Origin of the sequence: Bradyrhizobium sp. Ash2021 (genome assembly GCF_031202265.1) — a bacterium.
Lineage (GTDB): Bacteria > Pseudomonadota > Alphaproteobacteria > Rhizobiales > Xanthobacteraceae > Bradyrhizobium.
This window is the reverse complement of record NZ_CP100604.1, coordinates 4,063,265-4,081,977: the sequence shown is the minus strand read 5'-3', so window position 1 is coordinate 4,081,977 and position 18,713 is coordinate 4,063,265. Positions and strand designations below refer to the sequence as shown.

The 18,713-nt window shown below is 61.5% G+C and carries 14 protein-coding genes and 1 tRNA gene; 12 read left to right on the top strand and 3 right to left on the bottom strand.

The genetic code is table 11. From position 1 onward, the window contains the following. Nucleotides 1–237: 237 nt before the first annotated feature. From NL528_RS19280 to NL528_RS19270, 3 genes are read left to right on the top strand one after another with little or no spacing between them, the layout of a single operon-like run. On the top strand, nt 238–1,413 hold the full coding sequence (locus NL528_RS19280) for an efflux RND transporter periplasmic adaptor subunit (RefSeq protein ID WP_309184260.1): 1,176 nt from the start codon (nt 238–240) through the stop codon (nt 1,411–1,413). Next, nucleotides 1,410–4,559, top strand: a complete 3,150-nt coding sequence (locus NL528_RS19275) for a multidrug efflux RND transporter permease subunit (RefSeq protein ID WP_309184259.1) — start codon at nt 1,410–1,412, stop codon at nt 4,557–4,559. The genes NL528_RS19280 and NL528_RS19275 overlap by 4 nt, the downstream gene beginning before the upstream one ends. 57 nt (nt 4,560–4,616) lie before the next feature. Then, nucleotides 4,617–5,198, top strand: coding sequence for an invasion associated locus B family protein (locus tag NL528_RS19270; RefSeq protein WP_309184258.1), 582 nt, complete (start codon nt 4,617–4,619; stop codon nt 5,196–5,198). Nucleotides 5,199–5,384: 186 nt separating this feature from the next. Here NL528_RS19270 and NL528_RS19265 read toward each other — a convergent pair whose 3' ends face one another. Further along, nucleotides 5,385–7,598: an arylsulfatase gene (locus NL528_RS19265; protein WP_309184257.1), complete on the bottom strand. Its 2,214-nt coding sequence runs from the start codon at nt 7,596–7,598 to the stop codon at nt 5,385–5,387. A gap of 119 nt (nt 7,599–7,717) precedes the next feature. Here NL528_RS19265 and NL528_RS19260 point away from each other — a divergent pair, with 119 nt between their 5' ends. Further along, nucleotides 7,718–8,383, top strand: a complete 666-nt coding sequence (locus tag NL528_RS19260) for a TetR/AcrR family transcriptional regulator (protein ID WP_309184256.1) — start codon at nt 7,718–7,720, stop codon at nt 8,381–8,383. Between the two features lie 336 nt (nt 8,384–8,719). After that, nucleotides 8,720–9,157, top strand: coding sequence for a VOC family protein (locus tag NL528_RS19255; RefSeq protein ID WP_309184255.1), 438 nt, complete (start codon nt 8,720–8,722; stop codon nt 9,155–9,157). A 47-nt stretch (nt 9,158–9,204) separates the two neighbouring features. Here the strand turns inward: NL528_RS19255 and NL528_RS19250 are convergent, their stop codons facing one another. Beyond that, entirely contained in the window at nt 9,205–9,969 is a 765-nt protein-coding gene (locus NL528_RS19250; RefSeq protein ID WP_309184254.1) for a spermidine synthase, read from the bottom strand. A gap of 206 nt (nt 9,970–10,175) precedes the next feature. Between NL528_RS19250 and NL528_RS19245 the strand changes: the two genes are divergently transcribed. Both NL528_RS19245 and NL528_RS19240 read left to right on the top strand, forming a co-directional pair. Continuing rightward, nucleotides 10,176–10,249, top strand: a tRNA-Gln gene (locus NL528_RS19245). Between the two features lie 682 nt (nt 10,250–10,931). After that, nucleotides 10,932–11,426 (top strand): hypothetical protein, encoded by a 495-nt coding sequence (locus NL528_RS19240; RefSeq protein ID WP_309184253.1) that lies wholly within the window; start codon nt 10,932–10,934, stop codon nt 11,424–11,426. A gap of 816 nt (nt 11,427–12,242) precedes the next feature. On the opposite strand, the gene NL528_RS19235 is transcribed toward NL528_RS19240, so the two are convergent. Then, entirely contained in the window at nt 12,243–13,157 is a 915-nt protein-coding gene (locus NL528_RS19235) for a LysR family transcriptional regulator (RefSeq protein ID WP_309184252.1), read from the bottom strand. Between the two features lie 474 nt (nt 13,158–13,631). Here NL528_RS19235 and NL528_RS19230 point away from each other — a divergent pair, with 474 nt between their 5' ends. The 5 genes from NL528_RS19230 to NL528_RS19210 all read left to right on the top strand — a co-directional run bounded on the left by NL528_RS19230 (nt 13,632) and on the right by NL528_RS19210 (nt 18,565). Next, on the top strand, nt 13,632–14,702 hold the full coding sequence (locus tag NL528_RS19230; protein WP_309184251.1) for an LLM class flavin-dependent oxidoreductase: 1,071 nt from the start codon (nt 13,632–13,634) through the stop codon (nt 14,700–14,702). 40 nt (nt 14,703–14,742) lie between these two features. Further along, a complete protein-coding gene (locus tag NL528_RS19225; protein WP_309184250.1) occupies nt 14,743–15,240 on the top strand; it encodes a flavin reductase family protein in 498 nt (165 codons plus the stop codon). A gap of 17 nt (nt 15,241–15,257) precedes the next feature. After that, on the top strand, nt 15,258–16,760 hold the full coding sequence (locus NL528_RS19220; protein ID WP_309184249.1) for a sodium:solute symporter: 1,503 nt from the start codon (nt 15,258–15,260) through the stop codon (nt 16,758–16,760). Nucleotides 16,761–16,842: 82 nt separating this feature from the next. Further along, the gene (locus tag NL528_RS19215; protein WP_309184247.1) at nt 16,843–17,133 is read left to right on the top strand and encodes a hypothetical protein; all 291 of its coding nucleotides are present in this window, start codon (nt 16,843–16,845) and stop codon (nt 17,131–17,133) included. 103 nt (nt 17,134–17,236) lie between these two features. After that, on the top strand, nt 17,237–18,565 hold the full coding sequence (locus NL528_RS19210; RefSeq protein ID WP_309184246.1) for an LLM class flavin-dependent oxidoreductase: 1,329 nt from the start codon (nt 17,237–17,239) through the stop codon (nt 18,563–18,565). Nucleotides 18,566–18,713 lie beyond the last annotated feature (148 nt).

Sequence of the window (18,713 nt, the reverse complement as noted above, 5' to 3'; positions counted from 1 at the left end):
TTTCCCGGATCGTTCGTTGGGTCGCTTCTTGTCAGTCTCTCGGCCTGTATCGCAGACCATTTCTTGGGTAGTTTCCTCTTGGGTAGTTTCCCGGACCCGGAGTCCCAAAGCTTTCCAAATGTTTAGGATTCTTCAAGCTATAGTGTGTGTACACATTAAGTGCACGCATATTATATCTGCAAACCTTGGGAACTGTTTTGAACACCCATTACTTGTTTTCTGAACCCATGAGCCCGCATGTCGAAGTCGCGAACAATTGGTTGGGTTTTGCTGATCGCCGCCGCCGGCGCAGCGGGCTATTTGGGCTGGCAGCGCCTGCGCGGCGGGGACGCCGCCGCACAGGCTGACAACGCCCAGAAGCGGGCCCCGGTCCGCAACGCTGTTCAGGTCAAAATCGCCCCGGTCGAAAAAGCCGACTTTCCGGTGTATTTGACCGGCCTCGGCACCGTTCAAGGCTTCAACACGGTCGTGGTCCGGACCCGGGTCGACGGCCAGATCAATCGGATCGCGTTCCAGGAAGGCCAGTTCGTCAAGGAAGGCGATACCCTGGCCGAGATCGATCCGCGGCCGTTCCAGGCCGTGCTCGACCAGGCCAAGGCCAAGAAAGCCCAGGACGAAGCCAATCTAGCCAACGCCAATCTCGACCTGCAGCGCTTTACCAAGCTCGGCGAATTTGCGACCAGGCAGCAAACCGATACCCAGCGTTCCACCGTTTTGCAGCTGACGGCACAGATCGCGGCCGATACGGCGGCGATCGAAAATGCCCAGACCCAGGTCGATTACGCCACCGTCAAGGCACCGATCTCCGGCGTCGCTGGCCTGCGTCAGGTCGACGTCGGCAATATCGTCAATGCCGTAACCCAGACAGGCATAGTGACCATCGCCCAGATCGAGCCGATAGCGGTGATCTTCACCGCACCCGAGGAGCAGCTGCCCGATATCAAGGCGGCGCTTGCGGTGGCGCCGCCGAAGACCATTGCGCTGTCCACCGACGGCAAGCGTGTGCTATCCACAGGAACGCTGGCGCTGATCAACAACCAGGTCGACACCACGAGCGGGACTATTCGGCTCAAGGCGGTGTTCGACAACAAGGACCATGCGCTGTGGCCGGGCCAGTCGGTTTCGACCCGGCTCTTGGTGGCGACGCTGAAGGATGCCACCGTGGCTCCCGACGACGCCGTCCAGCACGGAACCGATGGTCTCTACGCCTTCACGGTCAATCAGGAGAACAAGGCCGAGCTCCGCAAGATCAAGGTGACAAAGTCGATCGACGGGCGTTCGGTGGTCGACGAGGGGTTATCGCCGGGTGAGCAGGTGATCACGGCCGGACAATACAAGGTTTCGCCGGGCACGCTGGTCACGACGGCGGTCGCAAGTTCGGATCCGGCCCAAGCCAAGGTCAAGCAGGAATGAGCGACGGGATTTCCGCGCCCTTTATTCGCTACCCCATCGGCACCTCGCTGATGATGGCTGGCATTCTCTTTGTCGGCCTCGTCGCCTACCCGCTGTTGCCGGTCGCGCCCTTGCCGCAGGTCGACTTCCCGACCATTCAGGTCGCCGCCAGCCTGCCCGGCGGCAGCCCGGAAACCATGGCCTCGTCGGTGGCGCAGCCGCTGGAGCGCCAATTGGCGCAGATCCCGGGCGTCGCGCAGATGACCTCGACCAGCTATCTCGGCACGGCGGCGGTCACGATCCAGTTCGACCTCAACCGCTCGATCGATGGCGCCGCCAACGACGTGCAGGCCGCGATCAACGCCGCCGGCGGCCAGTTGCCGAAAAACCTCCCCTCGCCGCCGACCTACCGCAAGGTCAATCCGGCGGATTCGCCGATCTTGCTGTTGTCGGCGACCTCCGACACGCTGCCGCTGACCACCGTCAGCGACGCCGTCGACGCCCAGCTCGCACAACAGATCAGCCAGATTTCCGGCGTCGCCCAGGTCATCATCGGCGGCCAGCAGAAACCGGCGATCCGCATCCAGATCGACCCGGCCAAGCTCGTCGCCAAGGGCCTGTCGCTGGAAGACGTGCGCAGCCAGATCGCGATCACGACCGTCGACAGCCCGAAGGGCAATATCGACGGCGACACCCGCGCCTACACCATTTACGCCAACGACCAGTTGCTGGATTCCAAGGACTGGAACGACGTCATCATCGCCTACCGCAACGGCGGTCCGTTGCGGGTCCGCGATATCGGTCGGGCCGTCACCGGTCCGGAGGACGCCAAGCAGGCGGCCTGGGCCAACGGCAAGCGCGGCGTGTTTCTGGTCGTGTTCAAGCAGCCGGGCGCCAACGTCATCGACACCGTTGACAAGATCAAGGCGACGCTGCCGCGGCTGGTCGCCGCGATCCCGCCGGCGATCAAGATCGAGCTCATCAGCGACCGTACCCAGACCATCCGCGCCGCGGTCGAAGACGTGCAGTTCACCCTGCTCTTGACCATCGCACTGGTCGTGATGGTGATCTTCGTCTTCCTGCGCAGTTTCTGGGCGACCGTGATCCCGACCGTGACGGTGCCGCTGGCCTTGCTCGGCGCCTGCGCGCTGATGTGGGTATTCGGCTACACGCTCGACAACCTGTCCCTGATGGCGCTGACCATTGCCGTCGGCTTCGTGGTCGACGACGCCATCGTGATGCTGGAAAACATCACGCGCTATATCGAGGAAGGCGAAAAGCCGATGGCCGCCGCCTTCAAGGGCGCCAGCGAAATCGGCTTCACCATCGTGTCGATCAGCGTTTCGCTGGTCGCCGTGCTGATCCCCCTGCTGTTGATGGGCGGCATCATCGGACGGCTGTTCCGCGAATTCGCGGTGACGCTGGCGATGACGATCTTCGTGTCGATGATCGTGTCGCTGACGCTGACGCCGATGATGGCTTCGCGCTTCCTGCGCGCCCATCATGAAACCAGGCATGGCCGCTTCTACCAATGGAGCGAACGCGCCTTCGACGCGATGCTGCGCGGCTACGAGCGCGGTCTCGACCTGGCGCTGCGCTGGAAATTCACCACGCTGATGATCTTCTTCGCCACATTGGGATTGTCGGTCTATCTGTTCGTCATCATTCCCAAGGGCTTCTTCCCGCAGCAGGACAACGGCCTGATCACCGCGACGTCGGAAGCCAATCAGGATATTTCCTTTGTCGACATGAAGCGGCACCAGGAGGAACTCGGCAAGATCGTGATGGCCGACCCCGACGTCGCCTCCGTCGCGATGGCGATCGGCGGCAGCGGCCGGGCCGGCAACAACGGCAATCTGTTCATCACGCTGAAACCGCGCAATGAGCGCAAGGCGAACGCCCAGCAGATCATCGCGCGGCTGCGTCCCAAGCTCGACAAGGTCGAGGGCGCGCGGCTGTACATGCAGGCGGCGCAGGACGTCCGGCTCGGCGGCCGGCCGACCCGAACCCAGTTCGAGTTCACGCTGCAGGACGCCGACCTTGGCGAACTGAACCAATGGGCGCCGAAGATCCTGGCGAAGATGCAGACCCTGCCCGGGTTGCGCGACGTCGCGACCGACCAGCAGACCAATGGCACCACGCTTGAATTGAAGATCAACCGCGACACCGCCTCGCGCTACGGCATCCAGCCGCAACTGATCGACGACACGCTGTACGACGCGTTCGGCCAGCGTCAGGTGACGCAATATTTCACGCAGCTCAACAGCTATCACGTCATTCTTGAGGTGCTGCCGGAATTGCAGGGCAGTCTCGACACCCTGAACAAGATCTACATCAAGTCGCCGACGACCGGCGACCAGGTGCCGCTCGCGACCCTTGCGACCTGGACCAGCGTGCCGGTGCGGCCGCTTTCGATCAGCCACCAGGGCCAGTTCCCGGCGATCACCATCAGCTTCAACCTCGCCCAGGGCGTCGCACTCGGCCAGGCGACCAACGCGATTCAGCAGGCGATGGCCGATCTCGGCGCGCCGACGACGCTCAATTCAAGCTTCCAGGGCACGGCGCAGGCGTTCCAGCAGTCGCTCGGCACCGTGCCGCTGTTGATCCTCGCCGCCCTCGTGGTCGTGTATTTGATCCTCGGCATTCTCTACGAAAGTTACATCCACCCGATCACGATCCTGTCCACGCTGCCCTCCGCCGGCGTCGGCGCGCTGGCGATCCTGATGCTGTTCGGGTTCGACTTCAGCCTGATCGCGCTGATCGGCATCGTTCTTCTGATCGGCATCGTGAAGAAGAACGGCATCATGATGGTCGACTTCGCCATCTCGGCCGAGCGCGACGAACATCTGGAGCCCGAGGCCGCGATCCGCAAGGCGGCCTTGCTGCGGTTCCGCCCGATCATGATGACGACGATGGCGGCGCTGCTCGGCGGCGTGCCGCTGATGCTCGGCACCGGCACCGGCTCGGAAATCCGCCAGCCGCTCGGTTATGCGATGGTCGGCGGCCTTATCGTCAGCCAGGCGCTGACATTGTTCACGACGCCGGTGGTGTATCTCTATCTCGACCGGCTCTCCAACGCCTTTGCGGGCTGGGGACGATCGGACAAGAGCGATGATGACGAAGCGCACCCGGACGAGCGGAGCTCGGTCAAACAAGCCGCCGAGTGACTTGACTTTGAACGGATACCGGCACATCCGAAGGATGTACGCTTCGGAGTGAAATCGGTGAAATTCCCGGTACAATTTGTAGTCGTCGCAGCCGTGGCGTTCGGATCGCCTGGCCTGAGCCAGGCCCAGCAGGCCCCCAAGGAAACCGCCAAAGCCAAGCCCCAGCCACGCGCGGCGCAGGCGGCGCAGCCGGCGCCCCAGGCAGAGGCCGCCCCCGCAAACGCTCCCGCCGCTCCCGGCTGGGTCGCGCGGTGTACCAGCGCCAGCCGCGACGCGCCGCTGGAATGCGCGATCGAGCAAAGCGCGGTTCTGAGCAAGACCGGGCAATTGATCGTGCTGATCAACATTCGCGTGCCCAGCGACACCCACACACCGATTGCCGTCATTCAATTGCCGCTCGGACTTAACCTGCCGATGGGCGCCAAGCTCCAGATCGATGACGGCAAGACATCCGATCTGCAGATCCAGACCTGCGAGGCGCGCGGCTGCTATACCAACGTCCCGATTTCGCCGGAACTGCTGGCTGCGATGAAATCCGGCAAGCTGCTGAAAGTGTCGTTCCAGAACATGGGCAAGGAAACGATTACGATCCCGATGCCGCTGGCCGATTTTCCGGCGGCCTACGACAAGATCAAGTAGCAGCCGTGGGCTCTCTGGCCTTGTCATTCCGGGATGCGCCTCTTGGCGCAGGCCCGGAATCCATAACCACGATCGTGAGTATGGATTCCGGGCTCTCGCTTCGCGAGCCCCGGAATGACGGAAGAATATTCTCACTGCCGCGCCATCTCCGTATTGCCGACCGCCTCGCCGTCGAGTTTCTGGTCCTCATGCATGTCTACCGTCACCCGCAGCAACCGCCCGGTGAATTCGAACGGCGCCTCGTAATGCGATACCGGGCTGGAGCGGTCGCGCCCGATGTCGAGACCGGACCATGAAATCAGGGTGTGGAATCCAAGCTGGGTCTGCACCGAGCCGGCAGGCTCGCCGTCGATCAGGAGCGTATATTCGCTGATCCCGGTTCGCGCGCCCTTGGCCGGCGGCTCCTTCCGCACGATGCCGGCGCGCGCCGGCCGGAATCCTGCGGTTCGATTTCACGATCTCATGGCCGCCGCCGATATTGAGATCGTGAACCAGCATGCCGTCCTTGATGTAGAGGCTGTAGCCCGAGGTCGTGTCGCCATGCGCGATCAGCACACCCTCCGCACCGCCCTCGCCGATCTCGACATGGGCTTCGATGGTGTAACTGCGGCTGCGCACGTCGGGCGCGACGTCGGTCGGCACATGCCCCATGCCGGCGTGAAAGGTGAATTTGTTGCGCGCGCCGTGGAATCGCGTGGCGTTCTCCGCAAAGCGCGGACCGAAGCGGTCGTCGAGCGGCAGCACCTGGTGCTTCTCGGCCTCGCGCCACCACAGTTTTATCATTTCAGCCAGGCGCTCGGGCTCCTTGGCGGCGAGATCGTCGACCTCGGAAAAATCCTTGTCTAGATGAAACAGCTCCCATTTGTCGTTCTCGAACGGCGTTCCCGAGGGATGGAAGGCGACGGCCTTCCAGCCGTTCTGCCAGATCCCGCGATGGCCGAACATTTCGAAATATTGCGGCGAGGTTTTCGACGGCGCCGCAGGATCCGCGATCGAGCGGGCAAAGCTCTCGCCCTCCATCGGCATCTGGGCAACGCCCGCAATCTCGCCGGGCGCGCCGACACCGACCAATTCGAGCAAGGTCGGCGCCAGGTCGCTGGCATGGACGAACTGGTGGCGCAGCTGGCCCTTGGCTGCGATCCGCTTCGGCCATGACATCACGAAGGGATCGCGGATGCCGCCGCCATGGGTGTTCTGCTTGTAGCGGCGCAGCGGCGAGTTCGACGCCATCGCCCAGCCGTGTGGAAAATTGGTGTGCGAATCCGGACCGCCGATATCGTCGATCCGCCGCAGCTTCTCCGCCATCGGTTCGGGACGGAAATTATACGGCCCCATCGCATTGACGAAGCCGAGCGGGCCGCCCTCCTGGCTGGCGCCGTTGTCCGACAGCACCAGGATCAGCGTGTTGTCGCGGATGCCAGCCTTCTCGAGGAACGCGACCAGCCGCGCCAGATGCCGGTCGGCATGGTCAAGCATGCCGGCGAACGCGGCCTGCAACCGCGTGAATACGCGCTGCTCGTCGGCGGAGTGCTCATCCCACGCCTTCACGCCGTCGTTGCGCGCGGGCATTTTGGTCGCGGGCGGCACGATGCCCATCGCCTTCTGTCGCGCCATGCGCGCCTCGCGCTCGACGTCCCAGCCATGCGCGAACATCCCGTCATATTCCCGGATGATATCGGCGGGCGCCTGATGCGGCGCATGACAGGCGCCGAGCGCAACCCAGGTCAGCCAGGGGATGTCGGGCCGGTCGGCGGTGTGATCGGCGATGAAGCGGATCGATTGATCGATCAGGTCGGCCGTGAGGTGATAGCCGCTCGCGTAATTGCGGGGCGGATCGATATGGGTGTTGTCGGAAACCAGTTCCGGCGCGTACTGGTCGGTTTCGGCGTCGAGGAAGCCATAGAAGCGGTCAAAACCGCGGCCGAGCGGCCAGCCGTCGAACGGGCCGGTGGCGCCGCTTTCGGTCAGCGGGGTGACGTGCCATTTGCCGACCATGTAATTGCGGTAGCCGTGCGGCCGCAGCATTTCCGCCAGCGTCCCCGCCTCGCGCGCGATCTTGCCGCGATAGCCGGGGTAGCCAGAGTCGAAATTGGCGAGGCAGCCGACGCCGACCGAATGATGGTTGCGCCCGGTCAGCAGCGCCGCGCGCGTGGTCGAGCACATCGCGGTGGTGTGGAAACCCGAGTAGCGCAGGCCCTCGGCGGCCAGTCTGTCGATGGTCGGCGTCCTGATCGCCGAGCCATAGCAGCCGAAATCGGAAAAGCCGACGTCGTCGAACAGCACGACGAGGATATTGGGCGCGCCCTGCGGCGGCCTCGCGGTCTGCGGCCACCAGGGTTTGGAGCCGGCAATGGTCTTGTCGATGGTGCCGCCGAATGGCGTGCTGCCGCCTGCGCGCATGCTTGCCTCCCTGTTTCGCCGCGACCGCGGTTGATCCGTCGGTTCGCGTTTCGATTTCCGGCATTGCCCAAGATGATAATCCGAATTATGATTAGGATTATTGGGAGACGCAAGCCCGGATGCCGCTGCCACGCCAACAATTCGACCTGCCCGGCGTCACGCCGTCGCGGCAGAAGCGCAGCCGCGAAACCACCCTCGCGTTGCTGCAGGCGGGCGCCGAGCTGCTCAGGACGCGCAGCCTTGGCGAGTTGTCGATCGAAGCACTGTGCACGAATGTCGGCGCAACCGTCGGCGCGTTTTACAGCCGGTTCGACAGCAAGGAGGCTTACTTCAACGCGCTGATGGAGCTGGCGGCGCGGGACGGTGCGCGCCGGCTGTCGGAACTGCCCGCCGAGGCGCTGTTGAAGGAGGCCGATCTCGCCAACCGCTGCCGGGTGCTGGTGAGCGGGATCACGGGCTGGATCCGCGCCCATGAAGGCGTGCTGCGCGCCGCCCTCCAGCACGACAATACCAGGCCAGACCAATGGACCAGCTTCAAGGCGCTTGCGCGCGCCACCACTGCGCGTGCCACCCCTCTCCTGCTCCGGGCCATGGGCAAGGGCCGCACCGCCGCCAAGACCCGCGGCATCGCCTTCGGCTTTCAGGTGGTGCTGGGGACGCTCGTCAATGCCATCCTCAACGACCCCGGACCGCTGTCGCTGCACGACAAGGAAATGGAGGTGCGGCTTTCCAATTGCTTGTTGCTGCTGCTGGAAGACGAGATGCGCCAGACGGTGTCGAGATAGCGGTAGGAGCCAACGGGTCCGGCTTTCGGCCGGCCCGATGATAAACTCCGCGATACCCATCAATCGCGATTCACAATAGCGATGGGTTTCGCTTCGCTCTACCCATCCTACCGGCGGTATGGCGGCCAATGGCGCCGGGTTGGGTATTACGAAATCAAGCCAAAAAAATTCAGAATCCATTGTCGGACTCCCGTGCCCCCGTTCGTCCTCCGGACGAGCCCACCCAAACGGAGTTCATGATGGCCAACGATCTTCGTTAATCTGCCCCCCGCCCAATCCCGCCCGCCACAGCGTTCGCGACAAGGCACGAAAACCCAACCGACAAGGACATCCGTCATGACTTCCATCACGCCATTCCTCTGGTTCGACAACAACGTCCCCGAGGCCGTCGCCTTCTACAAATCGGTGTTTCCCAATGCCAAGGTCGAAGCCGTAAATGACTTCATGGCGAGCTTCGAACTCGAGGGGCAGAAGTTCAACGCCCTTAATGGCGGCCCCAAATACAGGTTCAACGAGGCGATCTCCTTCTTCATCAGCGTCGAGACCCAGGAACAGGTGGACTACTTCTGGAACAAACTGACCGCGGATGGCGGCGAGGAATCGAAATGCGGATGGCTCAAGGACAAATTCGGCCTGTCCTGGCAGGTTGTGCCCACCGCGCTTGGCCGTTACCTCAGCGATCCCGATCGCAACAAGGCCAATCGCGCCATGCAGGCCATGATGAAAATGCAAAAAATCATCATCGCCGACCTCGACAAGGCCTATGCTGGCTGATCCCAAAAGCTTTTCTCGGGGGATGCCGACGGCTTCGCCGCGCACGATCAATCGGTCGTTGGCGCCGCGTCGACGGTTGCCCTCGCGCCGGGCAAATCGGCTTTCACGGCCACATAGACCGTGTTGCTTGCATCGGGATCTCCTCGCAAATTGTTGAAGGTCACGACATGGGCCCTCGCGGTTGCAAAAGCACCGGCGAGATCGCGTTCGAACATTTCGTCCGGCGGATCGTTCGACCACAGCGCGAACACGCCGCCGGGGTGCAGATGAGTGGCGAGCCGCGCCAGTCCCTCCGGTCCGTACAGCGCAGCGTGGCGCGGATGCAGGAGGTTGCGCGGCGAATGATCGATGTCGACCAGCACCGCGTCGAAGCGGCGCGCAGGTGCTGCGGAATCAAAACCTGCGGAGGAATCCGACATCGCAAAGAAGTCGCCATGGACGAGACGGCAGCGCGGATCGCCGGTCAGCTCCCTGCCGAGCGGCAGCAATCCCTGCGCGTGCCACTCGATGACTTCCGCCAGTGCATCGACCACGATCAACGATCGCACACGAGCGTTTTCGAGCACCGCGTGCGCGGTGTAGCCGAGCCCGAGACCGCCAACCACGACGTCGAGATCGCCGCGACCCCGCGCCGCCAATCCGAGCCGCGCCAGTTCGATTTCGGCGGCAGTGAACTGGCTCGACATCAAAAACTCGTCGCCGAGTTTGATTTCGTAGATGTCGATATCGGACGATGGCGGCCGCCGCCGCCTCAAGGTGAGCAGGCCCATCGGCGTCGGGCGAAAATCCAGCTCTTCGAAAGAAAGGCTCATGCGCCAACCGCCCTGACCGCGGCACCAACCGCGCCGCCAATGGCCGCGGATTTGCCGCCGCCCCCGTGCACCAAGCCCATCGCTGCGCGCTTGCCAAGGGCAGCGGCTAGCGAGTAGAAGGGCGCCAGATCGCGGGATTCCATGAATCCGATCGCGAGCAATTGCCCAATCGACCGCCTAACCTGTTGATGTCGTTGAGCAATTATTGGGGAATGGTGTAACGGTAGCACAACAGACTCTGACTCTGTTTGTCTAGGTTCGAATCCTAGTTCCCCAGCCACGGTTTTCCCCTTGCAATACAACAACTTAACTCCTCCCGAATGGCCGACTGGCTAGTTTCGGATCAAGGTGGACTCTCCGGAGAGCGCATAAACGCGTGGTGCTTCATTGAGGACATGACCTCGCGGTCTCGCGGCGCGATGCGCCCGAGTCTTGATCGGGTTCACCCTCGAAAACGGGAGGGCGCAGGGAATGCCGGGTGCACGCTGCACCCGCGGTCTCGTGCGCAATGGAGAAGTGGGTGCGCGCACGAGCATACAGGCTCAGCGGAGGCATCCGGCATCCCCTGCGTGATGGCTTTACGGCTTATGCCGTGCTCTCCTCGGCGACGAATTCGTCTTGTCACCGTCGTCGGCGGATTTTGCGACTGCTCGACCCGGTCGGGTCAAAGCAAGCCACCGCCGACTTGGCACCAGCAACGGGTGTCAGGACCACACGGTTTTGCCGTACGCTCAAACGTCGTTCGTCCTGCGCGCCTGCCAATCGCTCACGAGGTTGAACCCGCCCTGCGACCACAACTGCGCGCCGACGCTCTCGCGTCCATCACATCCCATCCCGCGTTCGTGACGACGCGCGACCGCCCCTCTTGTCGGAACGGGATGGCCGGAGATAGGCCACTGATTTGGGGTTTTGGCGAAGCGGAATTTTGCCCGTCGTGCCAATTTGTCGCAAGGCGACGGGCAATGGCTGGCTGCTCGGCACAGAGCGGTATCTGCGACAAAAATGGTTGCCGACAGTGCGGTTCGGACAAACTCGCCTATGAGGAACGCCGTGGAAAACACGACCAGATTCCAGCGTACCTCGACTTGCCCATGGCAAAACACTTTGTCTTGAGCGCCTTAAACGCCGCGCATCCCTTCATGCCGACTAACGAAGCCTTTTTGGCAATCGGCAGCATCAGCATCTACAAAAAGGGAGAGCTTCGCGGAATCATCGATGTGATTGTCGACGTTTCCGAGGTGGACGCGGCGAAAGCCGCGCGCGACGACCTCCGTGCGAACCGGGTCAAACTCAGGCGCGTTGGTACAGACGACAACCAGCTCTGTGTGGTGGGAAGCGTCGACCGCTCGGATATGGCTGGAAGCGTCAAGCGCTCGGATTGCTTGCGCATTCTGGTGCGTGCCGATGGCAAGCTGTATCTCGAAATCGAGGACGCGGCCCAGATCGTCTTCCGGTAACGCCCTGACGAGTCTGCCGGCGTGGTCAAGCTACCGCGCCGGCAGACTTCGGTCGGCATGATGAGCATTCACAAATCGCTCGTTAAACATGGGTGGATGCAGCTGCAAATTCGCCTTTCCTGCCCTCCCGCAGCTGCGAGAATGAGTTCTCCAAAGAAGGTGCCACATGAAAAATCACTTGCCCAAGACCCAATCGATGAACTTGCGGTGCCCGCAGAGCCGGACCTGCGCGGGTGCGGGTACACGGCCCGCCGTTTTCCGTCCCTCATTCTTCATACGGGCTTGGCCTTGACGGCCTGGGGGCCGCAGGTCCCAACTTCAAATAAAAAAATTCAGCCGAACGGCTGGCACTGACAAAAACGAAAACAAAAATGCAGCCGCAGGAGCGTCAGCATAGCGACGACGAAGCCGTGACGCGGCCGACTGCTATCCTGAGACCGGTTAAAAAGGCAGCCGCAGGAGCTTCAGCATAGCGCCGCCAACGGCGGGAAGCGGGATCGACTGCCTCCGGCGAAGGGTTCAGAATCCTCTTGCGCGAAGGATTGTTACCGAATGGCCGAGAGCCGACATCCCGACCCTTCCGGGATCTGCGGGGCTCGGTGACCCGCGCGAAAGCGGGTGGAGTAGGACTCAAAAAAACTGGCGGAGAGGGAGGAACTCCTAAGCACCCGGCCGAATTTTGTCAGTCCGTTCAAACCGAACGTCCGCTTCCCGCGCCAGAAGCGGCCATTTAAGCTCTGTGTTTCGACCCCTTTCGGCATGGCCGATGCGCAATGCTGACCGTGCTGCCGATCCGGCAACTGTCCCACCACGCGCCTACATCTGTTCAGCAGGGTGCAAGCGAGGGCCGCTGTCGGCGCCGGAGCTTGCCGCCCGCGCCACCTGGGCCGCGAGCGGATCGATGTTCCGTTCGCGCAGCGCAAACATCCAGTAGCGCAGCGGAATCTCGACGAGCCCGATACGCACGAGCATGCCTGACGCCAACAGCGGGCTCACCGCTCGCTCGGGCACAAGACCGATATACCGTCCCCCCTGCAGAGCGGAGATGACCGCCATAGTGGACGACAATCTCAGCCGCGGGTGAGCAAGGCGGCTCGCATCCACACGATGGGCCGCGAGCCCCGCAACGAGCGTCTGCGTCAGCTCGCTCTGTTCCCAAAGTATCGGTGCCTGATCAGTCAGTTGAGCCCAGTTGACGTCGTCAGGGATTTGCCGCGCGCGCTCCGGGCGCCCGCACAAAATCAGGCGGTCGATAAATACGCCGACTTGACGGAATTGAGGGTGGCTTGGCATCGCGCTGGTCACACCGACGTCCGCGGTGCCTCGCATGACCCATGCAGTGACCTCATCGGCGGTTCCGCGGACAAGATCCACTTCCACCGCATGTGCGGCGTCGGCGCGCGCCAAGAGTTCCGGCATCCAGAAATCATAGGCGTTGGCGGTGCTGGCCACGAGCGAGGATTGACCGGCCGGCCGCCGGCTTTCAACACGTCGTATCGTCAGATCGACATCGCGCAGGATGCGCTCGGCCTCGTTGAGCAAGACCTGGCCGGCTTCGGTCAGCATAAGCCGACGTCCCGAGCGGTCGAATAGCGAGACGTCGTGTTTCTCCTCGAGCTTCTTAATGGAAACGCTGACTGCTGATTGCGTGAGGCCGAGCCGCTCGGCCGCATGCGTGAAGCTTCCGAAGTGCGCGGCTTCGAGAAAGATCTTCATCTGTTCGAAGGTCATTAAACCTCATCATCTTCAGTTCGCCGCCCGGCGCATGAAGGTCCAAACCCAAACACATCAGCCCGGTGCCGGCCCCCCATGGGCCACATCGAACCAACTTTCAGCCGTCCTTGCCGTGAAATCAGTCAACCGTCCTTCTTCCGATGAATTTCGCTCATCCCCGCGTCTGAGACGAACGACAGCGGAAAGCGTATCATTGATACACTTCAATGCCCATGAATTAAATATATGTGCTGTCGGTTTCTGATCTGAATACAGGCATCCTTTGACGATTTAACGATCAACAGCGCCCGTATTTTGAGCAATCGCTTCTGCGGCCGATCTTGGCGCGGTGCTTGCTATTCCATGTCGTGAGCAAACTTGCTGATCGACAGGGATCAAAATGACGACTGCGACCTCCACGAATCCTGATGAACCTATGCTGGCCCACCATCGGGCTGGTCGTGCCTGGAACAGACCTGGCGGGACCGCGTGATGGAGTTCGGCATCTGGCTCCCCGTATATGGCGGATGGCTGCGTTCTCTGGACGCGCCTACGGCACCCGACGTCGCAGCGTGTCTCGCGATCGCGCAGCAGGCCGAGGCACTCGGCTTTGACTTTCTTTATGCGTCAGAGAACCTTCTGAATTGCATACACGGTCCCGAAGAGAGCGTCGCCGACGCATGGACCATCCTCGCCGCCATAGCTGTGGTCACAAGCAAGGTCGGACTCTGCGGCGCGGTCAAGCCGGGTTTTCGTTCACCCTTCCTCGTTGCCCGCATGCTCGACACATTGTCGAAGATCGCGGAACGGAAGTTGGGCATGAACATCGTCTGCGGCTGGTGGAAAGAGGAATTTGATCTCTCCGGCGTCGATTGGCTCGACCATGATGGCCGTTACGACCGTGCCGCCGAATTCCTGCGCTCACTCTACGGACTGTTCCAGCCTCCGGCCATGGTCAGGGATGCGACCGTGGCCGAAGCGGGATTGGAACATGACATCGAGATCGATCATTCTCCCAGCTATGGCCTCGACCAAAGCGCTCTCCCCGAGGTCTGGATCGCCGGACATTCCGACCGCGCCGTGCAGATGGCGGCGGAGTGGGGCAACTGCCTTTTCCTCAACGGCATGAGCGACGAAGAGCTCAAGCGACGTATCGAGACCGTTCGCCAGGAAGCCAATAGCTGGGGAAGGACCGTGCTGGTCGCTGCCAATGCCTATGTGATCGCGACGGAAACGACCGAACAAGCTCGGCAACGATGGAAATCCGTCATCTCGCGGCGCAATTCGCAAACCATCGATTTTTTCCGGAAGGTGATCGGCGGATCCGGTGCTGCGGCCTGGGCCTCGCTCGGCGAAGACCAGATGGTGGACTCAAACGCAGGGTTTGAGCTTGGGCTGATCGGCTCCTTCGAGGACATCCGCCAGCGTATCCCCAAGCTGCAAGCCATCGGCCTCAACCGCATCGTCTGCCAGTTCGATGACCCGATGCGGGACGCCGGACCCTTCATGAAGAACGTCATTCGTCCGCTCCGGGAGAGCCGGGCCATCGAACTCGCCGAGTAGTGAAATGTCCAGCGCGACTGTCGTTTGCGGAAAGACCGATATGACCACAACACCTGAGGATCTCACCCGGACCTTCAAGGAAGTCTTCAGCCAGCTGGCTTCCGGCGTATGCGTCGTGACGTTCTGGCGCGGCGGCCGTCTCCACGGGTTCACGGCGACTTCCGTCACCTCGGTATCGCTGAGGCCGCTGCGGGTCCTGTTCTGCGTTTCGCAAACCAGCGAGAGCTATTCGTGCCTCACTCCCGGATCCGGGATCGGGATCTCGATCCTGAATGCCGAGCAGCGCGCGCTTTCGGATCGATTTGCGAGCAAGGTCGCATTCGGGGCCTACGACGATGTCAGGATTGCCGATCGAGCGCAGCAGGCTCCGCTTTTGGACGGAGCACTCGGCCATATCACGGCACTCGTCGTCGAAATGATCCCGTCCGGCGACCACACCATCGTGCTTTGCGACGTCACGTCGGCGCATGCGGCAAGCGACGGAGCTCCGTTGCTCTACTGCAGGCGCACCTACCACAGCCTACGCCACCGCATTTGAACCCTGGGGAGACTGCAATGGATAAGTCAATCTTTGCCTCGATGCCGAGCCTCACGCCGACCCTCGGGTTTGCGTCGATGATCGGATTAGGCCTGTTTTCATTGGTCCTGTCTTACGCTGTCAAGACCCTGCTCGTCAGAAATACGCACGACTTCATCATCGCGGACCGCCGCGTTGGCTTTGGCTTTGGTGTGGGCTCCGTGATCGCGGTGTGGACCTGGGCCATGGCGGTCATGATGAGTTCGGCAATGACCTACAAGTGGGGATTGTCGGGCCTGTTCTGGTTCGTCGTTCCCAACGGATTTGCCGTCATCGCCATGATTCCGTTTGCGCGTATCCTGCGCAAGAATATGCCGGAGGGTTATACGATTTCCGAATTCATTCAGTATCGCTTCAACCAGTCGAAGGTTGCGACAGCGATCGTAACCTTGACGATGATTTTCGGCATCATCCTTGAAATCCTGATCAATCTTAAAGGAACATCGGTCGTCGTTTCCACGGTATTCGGAATCGATTGGAAAACGGCCGCTATCGTCGGCATCATCTGCGTCATGGCATATTCGTATTTCGGCGGCCTTTGGACGAGCGTGATGACCGGAACGTTGAACACCCTGATGGTCACTGTTCCCGCTGCCATCGTGGTTGCTGCAGTGTATGACAAGATACCCGGCGGCACTCAGGCCGTGTATGACGCCGTCGGCAAGGCGGGTGCGCAGAACCTTTCTGTGTTGCGTCCCGATGCGGCGGCGGGGTTCGGCATCACGCTGGCCTTCGGACTTCTCGCGGCTACAGTTTCCGACCAGACGTTTTGGCAAAAGGTATGGGCGATCAAGAGCCGTGACGTCGGCCGCACCTTCCTGTGGGCTGGCGCGCTGTTCTACCCGATCCCGATCTGCCTGGGCATGCTCGGGCTCGTTGGCATCGCCACGGGTCTCACTCCCTCCGACATGGGCGGCGATATCGCAGCTGTCGGACCGTACATCGTATCGCATATCGGTCTGCCGCTCACGCTCGTTATTCTTTATGTGCTGGTGATACTCGCAGCCTGCTATTCGACCATCGACGGCGCGAGCTCCGCGCTTTCATCGATCGTCGCGGTTGATATCGTCAAGCGCTATTTTCCGCGCACGGCGGAAAGCCGTCTGTTTCCCATCACCAAGCTGTCGGTGTTGCTCGGCGGAATAATCGCCACCGTGATCGTGCTTTCAGGCATCGATTTTACTACCCTGGTGTTGACCACCTACGCGCTGAAGACGTCGATCCTGCTGCCGCTTGTGCTGGCGATTCTTTGGCCGAAGACCAACACGGTCGGATTTGTCGGCGGGGTGATAGCGGCCATCGCAATCGGCATGCCGATCTACGAGACGGTAGGTGAACTGGTGGGCACCCTCTCAATCGTGGCAATCGGCGGGCTCACCGTACTCATCTGCGGGCTGATCGGCAGCGAGCGGTTCGACGTAAGCAAGCTGCGACGGGTGTCCGACGAGATCGCCAGTCCCGCGGTTGGCGCGGCCGAGTAACCCACGCGTCTGCATCGCTCGATGGTAGCGGGCGATGCAGTGCTTTCCTTCTAGAAGCAAACCAAAGAAAAGGGTCCCAGATATGTATTCGCTCATTGTCATTCTCGGCCTCGGCGCCGCCGCTCTGTTCCTTTCGGGGTTCGCCAGGGGGCTGCGCAATGCAATCCTGGAGTACAGGCAGGGCAAGCCGGAGCCGACAGAGGTGCCGGACTATAACTATGCGGGAATGGCGGCAATCTCGGTCGTCGCGTCAGCTGTCGTCATTGCGCTCGCGGGCTTCGGGCCCGGCTGGATCTACGCCGGCCCACTTTTGGCGCTGTGCACCGCGGCGGGTATCGGGACTGCATTCTTCGTTGAGCGCCCGAGCGCCTAATGGATCCGTGCTCGAACTCGTAAACGACAGCCGAGCAGTTTGCTGCACGCGTTATGGCTGACCTCGAAGGTTCCGACGATTTTCCAGAACAAGGAGCGTATCCGTGACGACGCAGGACAAGAAGAAGGCGCATTTGTTGGGATTCATTCAGCATGGGGTGAACAGCCATGCGACCGGCATGTGGCGCCATCCCAGGGATAAGGTGGGATGGAGCTTCTCGACGCCGGAATACTGGCAACACATGGCCAGAACCATGGAGCGCGGGCTCTTCGACGCGATGTTCATCGCCGACGAACTCGCGCCCTACAACACCCACGAGAACAGCTCGGACGCCATCGTTAAATGGGCTGTTCAATGTCCGACCCACGAACCTTCCACGATTGTTCCCATCATCACGACCGCAACCAAGCACCTAGGTGTCGGAGTGACGCTTTCGACCGCATTCGAACATCCCTATTCGATGTGCCGTCGGCTTTCGAGCCTCGACCACCTATCCGCCGGGCGGGTCGCGTGGAATATCGTGTCCTCTTATTCAAAGAGCGAGTGGGACGCCTATGGCCATACCATGACGGAGCGATCCGGCCGTTATGAGCGGCTCGAGGAGTACATGGAGGTCTGCTACAAGCTCTGGGATTCCTGGGAGCCCGGGGCGATCATTGCCGACAAGGCGTCAGGGATCTATGCGGATCCGTCGAAGATCAAGATGGTCCATCACGAAGGAAAATATTACAAAAGCGACGGGCGCCACTTCTGCGCCCCCTCGCCGCAAGGGCGTCCGGTTCTTTGGCAGGCAGGCTCTTCCGGGCAAGGACGCGACTTCGCGGCAAAACACGCGGAAGCGATTTTTGCCGTTCATCCAAACGTCGATCGGATGAAACAATATGCGTCCGATCTGACCGACAGGCTTACCGGCAAGTTCAATCGGGCTCCCGGCTCGGTCAAGCTGATCTACGGTCTTCAGACCGTCGTGGCGGAAACACGCACCGAGGCCCAGGACAAATACGAGAGGATCAAGGCCTGTATTCCTCCGGAAGGCGCGTTGGCCTGGATGTCCGGCCATTTCGGTCTGGACTTCTCGACTTACCCGTCGGATGCCATCGTGCAGAACATCGAGGTGCCGGGCATCCAGGGACTGTTCGAATCGATCATCTATGCAAAGGGCGGCGCGCCGGTGACCGTGAAAGAGGCCGCCATGATCTATGCCCAGGGCATGGGTATGCCTGTTGCGGTCGGTACGGCGGCGGATATCGCCGACCAGATGGAGCACTACATGGATGAGGGCGGGGCTGATGGTTTTATGTTGGCCGCGACCTACACCCCGGGCTGCTTTGAGGAGTTTGCCGATCTCGTCGTCCCGGAACTGCAAAGACGTGGCCGGTTCCGCACTAAATACACGGGCGCAACTCTCCGGGAGAATCTACTCGATAGTTGAGGCATCCAGACGCCGCGAGCGGCTGTTGGCGGGCTGAGTAGTTTGGCCTATCATTCCAGACGGGCCGGCATTGCACACCTTGCGAACAAGGCAGCAGGAAATTGATGTCCTGCTGGTGATTGCTTGGTTGTTAATCGGCGTGGGGTCC